The organism is Bradyrhizobium arachidis (assembly GCF_015291705.1).
In the GTDB taxonomy this organism is placed as follows: domain Bacteria; phylum Pseudomonadota; class Alphaproteobacteria; order Rhizobiales; family Xanthobacteraceae; genus Bradyrhizobium; species Bradyrhizobium arachidis.
Genome location: NZ_CP030050.1, coordinates 7,112,911 through 7,126,220 on the forward strand (window position 1 = coordinate 7,112,911; position 13,310 = coordinate 7,126,220).

At 61.6% G+C, this 13,310-nt stretch carries 14 protein-coding genes and 2 pseudogenes; 6 read left to right on the forward strand and 10 right to left on the reverse strand.

The features are described 5' to 3' along the window. Window positions 1-7 precede the first annotated feature (7 nt). The 4 genes and pseudogenes from WN72_RS33415 to WN72_RS33425 all read right to left on the reverse strand — a co-directional run. Window positions 8-1,207: an acyl-CoA dehydrogenase family protein gene (locus tag WN72_RS33415; protein ID WP_265440898.1), complete on the reverse strand. Its 1,200-nt coding sequence runs from the start codon at window positions 1,205-1,207 to the stop codon at window positions 8-10. 119 nt (window positions 1,208-1,326) lie between these two features. Next, window positions 1,327-2,589 carry a CaiB/BaiF CoA transferase family protein gene (locus WN72_RS33420; protein WP_092215952.1) on the reverse strand — a complete coding sequence of 421 codons (1,263 nt, stop codon included), beginning with the start codon at window positions 2,587-2,589 and terminating at the stop codon, window positions 1,327-1,329. Window positions 2,590-2,774: 185 nt separating this feature from the next. Continuing rightward, window positions 2,775-2,966 (reverse strand): annotated as a pseudogene (locus tag WN72_RS47915) (GNAT family N-acetyltransferase); the annotation flags it as partial. Further along, window positions 2,967-3,422 (reverse strand): annotated as a pseudogene (locus tag WN72_RS33425) (phage terminase large subunit); the annotation flags it as partial. Between the two features lie 284 nt (window positions 3,423-3,706). Here WN72_RS33425 and WN72_RS33430 point away from each other — a divergent pair. After that, a complete protein-coding gene (locus WN72_RS33430; RefSeq protein ID WP_092215956.1) occupies window positions 3,707-4,417 on the forward strand; it encodes a hypothetical protein in 711 nt (236 codons plus the stop codon). A 52-nt stretch (window positions 4,418-4,469) separates the two neighbouring features. Further along, on the forward strand, window positions 4,470-4,661 hold the full coding sequence (locus WN72_RS33435; RefSeq protein WP_143130592.1) for a hypothetical protein: 192 nt from the start codon (window positions 4,470-4,472) through the stop codon (window positions 4,659-4,661). A gap of 145 nt (window positions 4,662-4,806) precedes the next feature. Here the strand turns inward: WN72_RS33435 and WN72_RS33440 are convergent, their stop codons facing one another. After that, window positions 4,807-5,145 carry a hypothetical protein gene (locus WN72_RS33440; protein ID WP_322596965.1) on the reverse strand — a complete coding sequence of 113 codons (339 nt, stop codon included), beginning with the start codon at window positions 5,143-5,145 and terminating at the stop codon, window positions 4,807-4,809. 630 nt (window positions 5,146-5,775) lie between these two features. On the opposite strand from WN72_RS33440, the gene WN72_RS33445 reads away from it, so the two are divergent. Both WN72_RS33445 and WN72_RS33450 read left to right on the forward strand, forming a co-directional pair. Then, window positions 5,776-5,997 carry a hypothetical protein gene (locus WN72_RS33445; RefSeq protein WP_092215960.1) on the forward strand — a complete coding sequence of 74 codons (222 nt, stop codon included), beginning with the start codon at window positions 5,776-5,778 and terminating at the stop codon, window positions 5,995-5,997. 143 nt (window positions 5,998-6,140) lie between these two features. Next, on the forward strand, window positions 6,141-7,667 hold the full coding sequence (locus WN72_RS33450; RefSeq protein ID WP_092215962.1) for an FAD-dependent monooxygenase: 1,527 nt from the start codon (window positions 6,141-6,143) through the stop codon (window positions 7,665-7,667). Between the two features lie 151 nt (window positions 7,668-7,818). Here WN72_RS33450 and WN72_RS33455 read toward each other — a convergent pair whose 3' ends face one another. From WN72_RS33455 to WN72_RS33470, 4 genes are all read right to left on the reverse strand, one after another. Then, window positions 7,819-9,480 carry an AHH domain-containing protein gene (locus WN72_RS33455; protein WP_092215964.1) on the reverse strand — a complete coding sequence of 554 codons (1,662 nt, stop codon included), beginning with the start codon at window positions 9,478-9,480 and terminating at the stop codon, window positions 7,819-7,821. A gap of 740 nt (window positions 9,481-10,220) precedes the next feature. Continuing rightward, entirely contained in the window at window positions 10,221-10,853 is a 633-nt protein-coding gene (locus WN72_RS33460; protein WP_167380797.1) for an imm11 family protein, read from the reverse strand. Window positions 10,854-11,062: 209 nt separating this feature from the next. Further along, the gene (locus WN72_RS33465) at window positions 11,063-11,836 is read right to left on the reverse strand and encodes a DUF4261 domain-containing protein (protein WP_092215968.1); all 774 of its coding nucleotides are present in this window, start codon (window positions 11,834-11,836) and stop codon (window positions 11,063-11,065) included. A gap of 163 nt (window positions 11,837-11,999) precedes the next feature. Further along, window positions 12,000-12,176, reverse strand: a complete 177-nt coding sequence (locus WN72_RS33470; protein WP_167380798.1) for a hypothetical protein — start codon at window positions 12,174-12,176, stop codon at window positions 12,000-12,002. Between the two features lie 335 nt (window positions 12,177-12,511). On the opposite strand from WN72_RS33470, the gene WN72_RS33475 reads away from it, so the two are divergent. Together WN72_RS33475 and WN72_RS33480 are read left to right on the forward strand one after the other, a co-directional pair. Next, window positions 12,512-12,712, forward strand: coding sequence for a hypothetical protein (locus WN72_RS33475; RefSeq protein ID WP_092215970.1), 201 nt, complete (start codon window positions 12,512-12,514; stop codon window positions 12,710-12,712). After that, window positions 12,709-12,933: a hypothetical protein gene (locus WN72_RS33480; protein WP_092215971.1), complete on the forward strand. Its 225-nt coding sequence runs from the start codon at window positions 12,709-12,711 to the stop codon at window positions 12,931-12,933. Before WN72_RS33475 ends, WN72_RS33480 begins: the two co-directional genes overlap by 4 nt. Here the strand turns inward: WN72_RS33480 and WN72_RS33485 are convergent. Further along, a complete protein-coding gene (locus WN72_RS33485; protein WP_084334722.1) occupies window positions 12,911-13,105 on the reverse strand; it encodes a hypothetical protein in 195 nt (64 codons plus the stop codon). The two genes, WN72_RS33480 and WN72_RS33485, sit on opposite strands and share 23 nt — an antisense overlap. Window positions 13,106-13,310: the final 205 nt, after the last annotated feature.

Sequence of the window (13,310 nt, forward strand, 5' to 3'; positions counted from 1 at the left end):
GCCGGCCTCACAGCGTGAGGTTCTCGGACGGTAGCCCGAGAGCCACGCGTCCATAGTTGGTTCCGGCCGCATCGAAGTTGAATGCAAGATGCGAGTTGATGGCGTGGGCGTCACGGAATTGCCGCTGCAACACGCCCGTCGTGAACAGGCCGCGCGCTCCGCTCGCCGCAAACAGCATCGAGACCGCCTCGGTGCACAGATTCACCGAAAAGGCTCCGTCGCGTCGATATCTGGTCTTCGTCGCCATATCGGGAATATGACGGCGTCTCGCATTCCCAACGGCCTCGATACAGGCCGAGCGCATGATCAGGCGCGCAGCATCAATCTTGGCCGAAGCCTCCGCGATCTTGATCTGCGTGCTTTGGAAGTCGCTAAGCTTGGCGCGGTTGTAGGTCGAGATGCGATGACGCGCGACCTCCGCATAATCGTCAAGACACGCTTGCGCATTCCCGAGCGCAACACCGGACAGGACGTAGGGAAACAGCGAGAACACGGGCAGCGTATACGACGGATTGGGATTGACTCCGCTTCCGGGCGTCGGCCCGCCGGCAAGATCGCCGACGGCGACCGTCATGTAGTCGGGCACAAAGGTATCCTTGACCTCGACGTCAGAGGAACCGGTGCCGCGCAATCCCGCGACATTCCAGGTGTCCAGCACCTTGTAATCGCCTTTCGGCAGCAGAAAGATTCGATATTCGATGCCATCAGCCTCGTCGTCGGAGTAGACAACGCTCGCGAGCATGTTCCAGTCGCAGGATGCAACGCCCGACGAGAATGGCCAACTCCCGTGCAGCCGGTATCCACCCTCGACCCTCGTGGCGCGACCGGCCGGAAAGATGAACGAGGACGCAATCAGCGCATCCGGATCGCGACCCCAAACCAGACCCTGCGCCTTCTGCTCGAACATGCCGAGCATCCAGTGATGGCTCGCCAGATTGGCAAGATTCCACGCAACCGACGCGTCCGCCCGTCCGAGCAGCTCGGCGCAATCGACCAGGGCGACGTAGTCGAGCTCGGCACCGCCAACGCGCTTGGGCTGAAGCATCCGGAACAGACCGGCGTCGTGGAGATCTCTCTCGGTTTCCGGCGGAAGATGTCGCAGCTCCTCCGTCCGCGCCGCCCGCTCGCGCAGCTGCGGCAGAAGCCCTCGAGCCTTCGCGATCATGGCCGCATAGGCGCTGCCTTCCGGCCCTGTCGGCTGACCCATGCTCGGCTCCTGGTCAGGCGCCATTCGTGTCCCTCGCTGTCGCCTAGTTATGCGGCGGGAGCATCGCCAAATCAAGCAGATGTGGCGCCAGCGCGTCACGCCTGCTCAAGACTGCAGGTTCAGAGCGACGGCTTGGCTGATCCAAAAGCGCCCTTTTGTGTGAACTCCGAAATCCGACGTTCGTCGTATCCCAGCGTATCACGAAGGACGTCTTCGGTATGCTCGCCCAGCAAGGGTGCCGCTACAGGATCAATCGCACCGGTCAGGCTCATATTAATCGGAGCTTCGATGTTGGGGACCCATTGCGCCGTAGGGTGTGGAATCCGGCTCAAGCGATGGCGCTCCCGGGCCTCCGGCGCGTTGAATCCCTCCTCGACCGTGCGAAGATAGCCGACCGGAATATTGGCCAGCTTCATCTTCGCCATCCAGTTCTCGAGTGTATCGCTCGCAAACACCTCCGCGATGGCGGCCCGCAGCAGCTCCTTGTTCTCGGAGCGTGCCTTGCGCGAGGCGAATTGCGGATCGGTGATTAGATCGGGCCGGTTCAGCACCTCGACCACCAGCCTACGATAGAGGCGATCGTTGGCGCAGGCCATGTAGAGCGGCCCATCGGAAGCCTCGTAGACGCCGACGGTGGGAGACCCGCTCGGCGAATTGCCGAATCGTCCGGGGTTCTCACCATTAATGAGATAAGCCATGCCGTAGAAGCCGGTCATCCCCATCGCGATGTCAAACAGGGCCACCTCGACATGTTGCCCGCGGCCGAGCCGATCCCGCGCCAAGAGCGCCAGCAGGATCGCGTTGCAGGCGGACATCCCCGTCGCCATGTCCACGATGGGCGGGCCGGTGCGCACCGCCGGGCCATCAGCGAACCCGTTGAGCGACATGAAGCCGCTTTCCGCCTGCGTAATGGGATCGAAACCGGGCCGCGAGGCGAACGGCCCGGTGCGCCCGTAAGCGGAGATCGAGCAATAGACCAGCCGCGGATTGAGGGGCGCGACAGCCTCGTAGTCGAGGCCGAACTTCTTCATGACCCCGCTGGAAAAATTCTCGACGACCACATCGGCCTTGCGGATCAGATCCAGCGCGATCTCGCGGGCCTCCGGGACGGCGAGGTCAAGTGCGATGCCGCGCTTGTTGCGGTTCAGGCTGAGATAGGCCGCACTCTCGCCGCCGATTTCGGCATGCTCGTAGGCCCGCGTATCGTCGCCGCCGTCCGGATTCTCGATCTTGATGACGCGCGCGCCGAAATCGGCAAGCGTCTGCGTGCAGGCTGGCCCCGCCACGACGCGCGTGAAGTCCACGACCAGAAGACCATCGAGCGCAGTCGGTCCGCCGGCCGCCCGCGACGAACGTTCAGGCAATTGAGGCTTGGTGGGCATCGACAGCGCTCTCCCTTACATCGGCTTATGGCCGCCGAATTTTCTGCAGCGCCAACTTAAAGCCCGGCGTCGCCGGGTTCGCAAGTGCCTCACCCGCATCGCTTCCCGGCAGCCGTCAAGCTGCCAGGGCCCCCTTTTTATGTTGAAGATTACCTTCCGCATCACGGGAAACCCGCTCCCATCGTTCAGCGAAGCCATTTCCGCCAATAAAGACTGTATGGCCAGGCCCAGGGCACTTCCGGCTCGAAGAGCCGATAGCCTGCCCGGATGAAGTTATTCGCCGAGATCGGGTTATCCGTCGTGTCGGAGACGATACTGTCCCATCCCACACGCCGTCCCCTCGCCTCGATTGCGCGCATCAGCCTGCACTGAAGGCCGTTCCAGCTCGCCCAGAGTTCGGAGTCCTTGGCGCGTATCGTCGGCCGCAGCAGCGCGAGACTGCGCGCGCTCAGGCTCTGCGCTTCGTCGATCCAGGCGATGCGAAATCCCTCCAGGGATTTGATCGAGTCGGCGGTGTGATCCTGAAGTCCACGAAAAATGATCAACCCGTCGCCGGGCGTCTCGATCTTGTCGCTGAACAGCCTGAAGCCGTGGCCGAGACCGAGGCTAGCGATCTTCCCTTCGATCAAACGCTTCGACGATTGGGCCAGCGTCCGCTGCGCCTCGCGGATGCAGACCGCGAGCGTGCCGCGCTCGGCCTGGCAGGTCTCGACCAGGAGCTCGCCGAAGAAATGCGACTTGCCCGAGCCGCGACCGCCGTAAACGCCCTTGTAGCGCGCTGGGCCCAGCAGCGGCTCGAAGATTTTGGCCGTCGGAATTTTCAGGATGGACAATGGATGCGCTCGCTCGCCCTAGCGCAGGCCGGTGCGCCTGCGCCACATCGCGGACCACTCTTCGGTGTTTGGCGTGTCGGGTTGGGCTGCAGGATTCTCCGCATCATGTCTTCCCAGGACATATCCAACTCCATTCGAGAGAGGGAAAGCCAACGCACACTCCGCCCGCGCTCACGATGGTGCAGCTTCGGCCGGCATGCTCAACTCAGGATAATTGCTTAACTATCTTACCCGCAGGGGTTCGCAGACGCGGAATTCGATCTGACGAGGTACGGGAGATTTGCGTGAAGAAGTCGTCGGCCCTCAAAATTCTGAACCATGCGATGCTGGTGCTCACACTGGCCACATTCGCGTCTGCCGCCCTCGCACAGGACCGGTCTGCACCGGCATTCGACAAATGGCGTCCCAAAGCCGGCGTCTATGCCGAGCCCGGCAAGAATTTCCAATCATCCTGCGATGAAAGTGGCAGCCTTACGATCGACCTCGGCGAGAAGTCGGTCAGCGGTTACGAATGGGGCTGCGACGTCAAGAGAATCACCGATCTTGGCCCGGACTCGCTGAAGGTCGAAATGGTCTGTGACGACTACAATCTGGCGCAAAATCTCAACCCGCGCGATCCCAACTGGGAGAACAGGCAATTCAACGAGGTGATGTTGATCAAACGGCTCGATGAGACGACGATCTCCGTTCAGAAGAGCTTGAACGGAAAGCTCAAGGATCCTCCCTGGCGTGCGGCCTATTGCCCTCTGGCGACGCAGCGCGCGCTTGCCGAGGCCACGCTGAGAGCCAAGGTGGAAGCGAAGCAGAAGGCCGAGCAGGATCGAGCCCTTAAGGAGGCGCACCCGCAAGATGGTGCCTACGCAGCGGCAGGCGGGGATTTCGAGGACCGCTGCGCGAAGTTCAACGACACCATCGTTCTCCGGCAAATCGATCACGACAGCCTCAAACATCTGCAAGATCGAAAACACACGGGTTCAGCTTCCCGACACCGTTAGACTCGGCGCGGCCTGCACGATGCAGCCTGCTTCGGGTTCGGAATCCAACAGCGTGCAAGACAAGGCCTCTACTCCGGACCGCGAGAACCTGATGTTCAAGAAGATCGACGACAAGACCGTCATCCTCTGGATCATCAACAACGGGCACTTTACCGGCGATGGCCGAAGGCTGTCCTATTGCAGCGACCAGGTGCAGCGCGCCTACGCCGGACAACGCCGGACAGGTCAGCAGACCAGGAACTAGCAGAAGGCATCAAACAAAAACCCGCGCCGGATTGCGTCCGCGCGGGCATCACCAACTTCTGTCGATGATGCCATTCTGCCAGTGTTTTGCCCGACGTGTCAAACGATCATGCGAGGCGAGATTGGGGATCGAGATCGCCGCTGTCTCAAGCGTCGTGAACGGCATCACCGCCGTTAGAGCTGTTCGGGTGCACGATGATGCGTTCGATCCGGTGAATCAATTCCAGCACCCCGTCTTCGCCGTTCTCGACCGGCTGGGCGGCCTTGCCCCAGCCGCGATCAAGGATCGCGTTGGCCGCCGAGACGCGCGCCGCCGGCGTTGCGTCCTCGCTGCGCATGATGCCGACGAGCACACGGATGGCCGTTCTGGTGTGGCTGCGCGCGAGCGAGCGGATCTCGGTCAGGGTGCGCGCGCTGGACGTCTTCTTTCGCGATAGGACGCGGACCGGCTCACTCACGAGCGCGATTTTCATGTCCTCGCTCACGAGAACGTCTCCCACAGCACGATGGCAACGAGGCCCGCGAGCGCGAGCGATATCAGATAAGCGGTCATCATCTCTCCTTCAGAAGAAAATGCGCGGCAGATCGCGCAATGAGGCGCCATCGTTTCGGGCGCGAACCCTATCTCCGGTCCCGGAGACCGCAGCGACGCGGGCGAACAGCGCCCAGCGCCGCGAGGCCGGCACGTTCGCGCGTGCACGGCCAGCAATGGTTCGGACGGCAGCACGCCGATCGGCGCTCCCTTAGGCGCGTATAAGCGAGTGCGTGGCCGCGATGCGTGGGCCACCGTCCGAGTCTGGGATCGAGAACGAAAAAACCCGCGGCGGATTTCTCCGCGCGGGCGTTACGAACGTTTCTCGATGATGCCAATATGCCGGTGTTTTGCCCGACGTGTCAACGCCGCATCCCGCGAGATGCGTCGTCACACCAGGCGGACATGAAGAGGCAAACACGAAGAGGCAGACATGAAGAGGCAGACATGAAAAAGCCCGCTGCGGATTGTCCGCGCGGGCTGAACCAAATTCTTTCGAGGATGTCACTATGCCAGTGTTTTGCCCGACGTGTCAAACGAACGAATTGGCGGAAGCAGCGTTAGCCGATCAGGAGCACCGCCAATGACAGTCGAGACCTCACCCAGGACATCACCAAAGACATCACCAAAGACATCGCGAGATCTGCCGGGACCGAAGCCGCGCGTCGACAAGGAGCGCGACACGCAAGAGGCGATCATCGAGGACGCCGGCGAGAGCGAGGACAATGGCCGCGATCTCGTGCACGGCGATGGCGGCACCATCGCTGTTCCCGCCAAGCGTGGCGATATGTCGAAGGACGATTAGGCGGACCGGCGACGTGCCAATGCGGCGAGCGCTGACACGCAAGTCCCTCCTCCCAGCTCAATATGTGGTGCGCAAGGGGCTTGCTTCAAGTCCCCGCTCCTGCCGTAGAACCCCCGCCCAACCACAAGCCGAGGGGTCACCACATGCCTGTATTGCTTCCGACATCCAGCTCGCGCGGCCGAGCCGGCGCAACACGCGCGGCAGCCAGCGACCATGCAGTCATCATCGCCGGCGGCGGCCCGACCGGGCTGATGCTGGCCGCCGAGCTCGCGCTCGCCGAGGTCGATGTCGCCATCCTCGAGCGGCGCGCGGACCATGAGCTGGTCGGCACGCGCGCCGGCGGCTTGCACGCGCGCAGCATCGAGATCCTCGATCAGCGCGGCATCGCGGATCGTTTCCTGCGCGAGGGACAGATTGCCCAGCTCGCGGGCTTCGCCTGGACCCGGCTCGACATCAGTGATCTCGCCACGCGCCACGCTTACGGCCTTGCGCTGCGGCAGAGCCACATCGAGCGCATCCTGGCGGGCTGGGTCGCCGAGCTCGCCGTGCCGGTCTATCGCAACTGCGTGGTGACGGGCTTCGCACAGGACGAGACCGGCGTCGACGTGACCCTGGCCGGCGACAAGACGATGCGGGCAGACTATCTGGTCGGCTGCGACGGCGGCCGCAGCCTGATGCGCAGGGCGGCCGGTATCGACTTCGCCGGCTCCGATCCGACGCTGAGCAATCTCATGGCCGAGGTCGAGATGAGCGAAGAGCCCGCCTTCGGCCTGCGTCACGACGCGCTCGGCTTCCATGGCCTCAGCAAGGCGGAGAGCGGGCGCGTGCTGGTCGTCGTGACCGAAGCAACGCTCGAGCGCACCGGCGAGCCGGGCCTGCGCGATCTCAGCGAGGCGCTCGTCGCCGTCTACGGCACCGATTTCGGCCTCAAGAATCCCGCCTGGATCTCCCGCTTCACCGATGCGGCGCGGCAGGCCGTCTCCTATCGCAAAGGACGCGTGCTGCTCGCCGGCGATGCCGCGCACATCCATCATTCCGTCGGCGGGCAAGGCCTCAACACCGGCGTGCAGGACGCGGTCAATCTCGGCTGGAAGCTGGCGCAGGTCGTCAAGGGCATCTCGCCCCAAATCCTGCTCGACACCTACCACACCGAGCGTCATCCCGTCGCCGCGCGCGTGCTGCGCAACACCAAGGCGCAGATCGCCCTGCTCCGCCGCGCCGAGGACGGCCTCAACGCCGCGCGCGAAACGGTATCCGAGCTGCTTGCCATGGACGAACCGCGAAAACGCTTTGGCGCAATGATGAGCGGGCTCGATATCCGCTACGATCTCGGCGAAGGCCATCCGATGCTGGGGCGCCGCGTGCCTGATCTCGATCTGGTCGTCGACGGCCGGCCGTTGCGATTATTCACGCTGCTGCACGGCGCGCAAGGCGTGTTGCTTAATTTCGGCGAGGCACGGAATTTCGACATCGCGCCCTGGACCAATCGCCTCAGCGCGATCAACGCCAGCTACGACGGCGCCTGGGAACTTCCCGCCATCGGACAAGTCAACGCGCCCGATGCGGTTCTGGTGCGACCCGACGGGCATGTGGCGTGGGTTGGAGACGAGAGCGAAAGCGGACTTGTGGAGGCGCTCACGACCTGGTTCGGTCCGGCCGCTGTGGCGTAGCGTACGAAGATCTCAAATGCGATCAAACAACAACGCCCGCGGTGCGCCGCGGGCGTGATCTGAATTGATCTCGATGATACCACTCTGCCGGTGTTTGCCCGACGTATCAAATGCGGCACGTCACGCGGCGCGAGACTCCGTAGCTTGACGTTCACTCCGGGCGAAGGAGCGGCCGTATCCAGCGGGAGAACCACTCATCAGCATCATTGCGCGGGTTGCCCGGATCATCCACTCCGAAAATCGGTGGTTGAATGACGTAGCTCGGCTCGTTCGCGAGCCCGCCGATCGGCCCGCTCGTCTGCCGTGACCGGCCGTCAGCAGTCGGCACGGTCCAGTTGCCAAACCGATCGTCAAACTCGGTGGAAGGCAGATATGGTACTGGTGTACTCCCGGACGTGAACACGCTACCCGCATTCGACGCGTTCACGCGGGTGAGACGCCGAACCTCTTCGGGTGCGACAGCGTCAGCAGCGAGCGGAGCTCCTGGTGCGTTCGATGGCGCGACAGACCTCGTGTCAACTGGCGTGTCGGTCCAGTTTCCGAAGCGATCGGAAACGGAACCGCCGGACCCAGCGTCTTGACCAAGCGGCGCGCGCTGACTGAGCGGCGATCCAGGCATCGGTGACACAAGATCACCGCTCCTCGTCGTGTTGCCAGCCATGCCCCCGTTAATGAACGCGTTGAACGCGGGCGCGCCCATTGAGAATACTCCTCCACGATCAGTTAAGATGTCGCTCGCAGGTTCGGAACCTGGCTCTTGCGCATTGGCAGCCCGAGAAGTTAGCGCTAGACCCGCTAGGATTGCGGCCAACCACGCCGGAACGAACGGGACTGCTATACCGAGTGCGGCCCCGCCCGCCAACCAAGGGAGAATATCCTGTGCCAGAGACGAACCGTTGCCAGGAGCATCACGCATTAGCGGATTTTCGTAGAATGGCAGTGGCGCGCCAGTCATCGGGTCAAATCTAAGAACCAATGGGTCTGTTGGCGCGGCGGTGGTCGGAGGTAGTTGGCCGAACTGTCGTTCATTCGGACTAGGCGCAAGAGAAGGTGGCAGCACACCTGTGAAGCGCGGATCACTTCGCCTGAACCCCTCTGGTTCGTTCAGACCTGCGAGTGCCGGTGAATTGTAGCCCGGTAGCGGCGGAAAGTCGGTCGCATTGACTGGGGCCGAGCCGGGTGTGCGAAAACCACTTGACGAGGGATCAGTCGCTGCGAACTTGGATCGCCACCGCGTCCCGTCCAGATCCCGATTGCCTGAAGTTACATTGACGCCAGGATTTCGGGCGATCACCTCATCGATCAGTTTCTCTTTCTCGGCATTGTCCAGGTAGAGCCACCATTTAATCAGATGCTGCAGGCCGGAATCTGCTCCTCTTTGCTCAAGCTCTTTAATTTTCCTGAGCTTGTCCGGGTACCGGTCGCGATACGCTCTGTAGTCCTTGAAGACCCTCTCTATACCGAGAGCAACGTCCTCGTCCGTTTTGCCGATCGGTACATTCACGTAAAGATCCTCGTTGGCAAAGCCGATACGCATCGCATCAATGAGATTCCTTATCTCTTCAGCTCGATCGCTGGGGCTTGGCGTCTGTGCGATGTGATGCAGCGTCTTACAGACGGCTTCGACATACGAAGAAACGTGCCTTCCCGGATGAGGCGACACATTTAGTTTGGCGGCAAGATTCCGATCAGCCGGCAAATAGATGCGGTTTGCGGGAGAATCGATATCGAACGTTTCCTTGTCTATATCGCGAAATGCTGGGTGGTTCCTAAAACGCTCAAGGATAATATGATGATCGAAAAAGATCGACATGCTCCCTCATGAATTGGGCCCCCGTTGGGGCGTGGGCAGATGAATTTCGACGCGGAAACCCATGGAGGTGAGCGAGCGCGACGGCAGCGGGGAGCCGCGCGAGCTTGCCAAACCGGATTGCAATTTTCTGAAATGCTTGAGCTTGAAGACGGAGCGGCGATCATCCGCGACGCATGCGACTCGGAGAGCAATGCCCCGGTCGCAGGCCGAACGCGGACAAGTCTTGCGACTTGCGACTCGGGTCGCGCGCAGAACGTATCGGCGCTCGAACCGCGATCAACGTCGCAGCAAGCGAACCCGATATACCAACGAGGCGGCGCGCAGATCGCGGGCTAGCGTGAGCCCGGCCGGTGAGCGCGAGCCGCTGCGCTCATCTTGGTGCCCATGTTCCGCCAGGAAGGTCTATGGCGTGGTCTTCGCCTGCGTTGTTTGCGGCAGCGTGGTGAGGTACGATCATCGATCCCTCGATCTGCGCATTTGAATGCGGCGATGCCCGCTGTCCATGCAGACGTTTGCAAATCGCGCGCCCCCTCACATCGCTCATAAGATTGGTCGGGTAGACGGCACGAAGCGCGCGGAAGGTTCGCTAGTGCGCAACCCGAGCTCTGCATGCCGAACAAAACTGGTCGACTTGAACTCTTGATGGAATCGAACGCGCCAGCGTCTCGCGCACATTCAGCACGGCATTGCGCCTGCAAGCGAACCAGACATCATCGCACGAAGAGGCTGAGGCTGGGTGCTCAAGGTTTCGACACGTCTTTAAACCGAATTCTCTTGAGACCCGCCGCCTTGCACGCGTCCTTCATGTCTTGATCGCATATGACGTCTGCCTCAGCATGAGCCATCCGAAAGATATGCGCTTTGCCGATTGCAGCCTCCGTAAAGACCCGTTTGGAGCCCGGCAGGGCCAGGTAGACCTTCTTTCCAAAATCGAGGGAGCGAGGATTGTCCTCAATCCGAATGATTAGACGCGATTGCGATTCATCCAGCGCGTCGAGAACGCGAACAACATCGCAGAGCCAATAGTCCGGCCCGTGGTAGCTACCCTGCGGCACTCGCACATGGCACGGCACAAACACAAAGGCCTCCGGGTCAAGCCCCTCTAACACTGCCTTTGTTCGATCCGAAATGAGCCACCAACCGTAATAGGGCTCGAGGTCGTACGGCAAACTACCTTTCGACTTATCAAACACGAATGATGCAGGCGCCGTAGAAGCCGGCAGACGGAATACCTCGTAGGGAGGAAGGATACTTTCGTCTTCTAGCCAATAACCCGGCCTGCCGCCCACGCTGTAGTCAGGTCCCATTTCGTAGTAGCGGCGTTTCCGCGCTCGCGATCGTTTCGCAATCGAAACCGCCCTTTCGTCATTCATAACTGCCCCCATTGAACGTCGTGCCCGAACTCGTGACATGCAACGAACCAATATCAATGGCCCAACAACAAAGCCCGCGGCATCCCGCGGGCTTTATCCAAATTCGTCTCGATGATACCACTCTGCCAGTGTTTTGCCCGACGTGTCAAACGACCCTTCTGAATGCGACGCGCAACTCCTTCCGCAAGTCATCTCGCTCTATCATGCCCCTATTGCATCGAACCGTCGCTACAGAAAAACACGGGCAGACCGCCGAACTGATCGGAGTTCTTGTATCTGACCGCGAAGCGCTCACGTTCGTCGCGGCCAAACGTATCGCCGTCTTTGACCACAGGTCCATGCTCGACGAGATAGGCGGCAAGGCCGTCGACCTTGTCGAGCAATGTTGCAAGCGGCAGCTTGCGGGTCTCGAACTGAATCTCACGGTCGGCAAATGCCGACAGCCCCATCGTCACCGCGCCGATGCCCACGTCCGACCGGAACGGCAGGATGTCGACCCACAGCGAGACGGGATAGTCGGGGAACGGTGCGAACGATCGGCTGGACATGTCGAGCCACAGATCGGCCGGCCGCGCGACCTTGCCATTCCAAACCACGCCGCAGCATTGCGGCATGGTCGCAATCAATGCGCCGATGACTGCCGTCGTCAGACGAGCTGTGGGCAGCTGCCGTTGGTTTTGGCCAAGCACCGAAACAATCAGATGCCCTCTGTGGCGCGCCGCAACCGTCTCGGCTTGCGGCCATGTCGTCGAAGCGCGCGCCCATAGCCCGGAGTCCTCTGGAATGGGCGCGGGCATCGACATCACCGCAACAAGTTCGTTGCCACAGCGAATGAGCGGCGAATCCTGGCGAGCGCCCTCGTCGCCTCCTTCCACCTCCATCGGCAGTTCGGGATGTCGCGCGCGAACGGCTTTGGCAAGCGCGACCATGTCCGGAGTTGCGGGGGATTCCAACAAGACCAAGGCGAGAAACGAATTACTCATCGGCCGCCCCACGCAGGTTCGAGGCGCGACTGATGATCAATCACGGCTCGCTCAAAGGTTGAGATGCAGCTACATAGAACAAATAGAGAACAAAGTCAAACGCTCGTTTTGGTGTTCTGCGCAATGCGCGAAGTCGTGCTCCCCGCAAGCCAAGGCACAAACCTCATTCCCCACGATCGTCCCCGCCCTGCCCGTCTTCCTTCCGCGGCGCATCCATCGTCTTGCGTCCGAGAAACGTATCAGGCAGCGGTTGCTTCAACAGTTCGCGGCATTCATGCGCCAACTTCCGCATGAATTCGGCCTGCTCATGATCGACAGGCAATGGTCGGAAAATCCGCATGATGCGTGCTCCTCGCATTGCAGGCGGGAGCACGATCGGTCTCTCAGCCACCGACGCCTACGGACGAAAGCCTTGGCCGGTGATGTCTGGCCAACGACGTGCGGTCATCATTGTTCAAAATTGAGCCTGAGAAATCGCACCGCAGTAAAATGAGTAATTCGCTCAAACGCCTCAGACTTGGCCAAAAGAATCTTCGCAGCGACGTATCATATGATGCGGACTCTCCGCCTGGAAGGAACGTAAGGTTAACCCATCACCGCAAGGCCCGAGGTAACGATCGGTGATGAGAACGCCAATTGCGCTTCCCGCCCGCACTCGAACAAGGGAGCAGCGCCATGCAGAAGCGGCGTCGATTCAAGCAGACCAAGACACTCGGCCAGCGACTGGCCGAAGAGGTGACACGCCTGCGCGATCAGGCGCGCGCGCTGCCGCCGGGCCGCAGCCGCGAGATGCTGCTGCGCAAGGCGCGGCAGGACGAGACGGCGATACAGATCGAGTCCTGGCTTCGCTCGCCGGGCCTGAGGGCTCCGACATGACGCAGCAATATCGCGCTTATCTGATCGGCGAGAACGGCGTCTTCCGCTCCGCCGAAGCGTTCGAGGCGATGTCGGACGAGAAGGCGCTCGCCTTCGCGCGGCAGTTCACCCGGCAGGGAAATGTCGAGGTCTGGCAGCTCGGCCGCAAGATCGGCCTGCTCAAGCAGGCGGCGTCCGGCGCCACATCGGGTCGCATCGTCAATCCGTCACGCCCGTCCTGAAATCCTGTTCTTTCGGAAAAGGCTCATGGGTCTTGCGGCCGAGGAAGGTGTCCGGCCGCGGCTGCTTCAGCACGCTGGCCGCTTGCGCCGTCAGCTCGCGGATGCGGGCATTCTGCTCGCTGATCTCGGCAGCCAGCTCGTGCACGCTGTCGATGAGTGATTTGCCGATCATGGCCGCGCTCCCTTCGCTCATGCAGGCGGGAGCGCGATCGGTCTCTCAGCCACCGACGCCTACGGGCAGAGCCTCGGCCGGTGATGACGTGACCATACACCTTTCGAGGAAAGGCTGCAGCGGAATTCAGTCACCCCAGGTGCGCTTGCCGCACGCGCACAGGTAGACACGGACGGTAGTGCCGCTGCGCGGGTCCAGGAATTTG

Coding starts and splice junctions, on each gene's coding strand:
- WN72_RS33415 (WP_265440898.1), bottom strand. CDS start 1,207: ATGGGTCAGCCGACAGGGCCGGAAGGCAGCGCCTATGCGGCCATGATC.
- WN72_RS33420 (WP_092215952.1), bottom strand. CDS start 2,589: ATGCCCACCAAGCCTCAATTGCCTGAACGTTCGTCGCGGGCGGCCGGC.
- WN72_RS33445 (WP_092215960.1), top strand. CDS start 5,776: ATGACAGTCGAGACCTCACCCAGGACATCACCAAAGACATCACCAAAG.
- WN72_RS33450 (WP_092215962.1), top strand. CDS start 6,141: ATGCCTGTATTGCTTCCGACATCCAGCTCGCGCGGCCGAGCCGGCGCA.
- WN72_RS33455 (WP_092215964.1), bottom strand. CDS start 9,480: ATGTCGATCTTTTTCGATCATCATATTATCCTTGAGCGTTTTAGGAAC.
- WN72_RS33460 (WP_167380797.1), bottom strand. CDS start 10,853: ATGAATGACGAAAGGGCGGTTTCGATTGCGAAACGATCGCGAGCGCGG.
- WN72_RS33465 (WP_092215968.1), bottom strand. CDS start 11,836: ATGAGTAATTCGTTTCTCGCCTTGGTCTTGTTGGAATCCCCCGCAACT.
- WN72_RS33470 (WP_167380798.1), bottom strand. CDS start 12,176: ATGCGGATTTTCCGACCATTGCCTGTCGATCATGAGCAGGCCGAATTC.
- WN72_RS33475 (WP_092215970.1), top strand. CDS start 12,512: ATGCAGAAGCGGCGTCGATTCAAGCAGACCAAGACACTCGGCCAGCGA.
- WN72_RS33480 (WP_092215971.1), top strand. CDS start 12,709: ATGACGCAGCAATATCGCGCTTATCTGATCGGCGAGAACGGCGTCTTC.
- WN72_RS33485 (WP_084334722.1), bottom strand. CDS start 13,105: ATGATCGGCAAATCACTCATCGACAGCGTGCACGAGCTGGCTGCCGAG.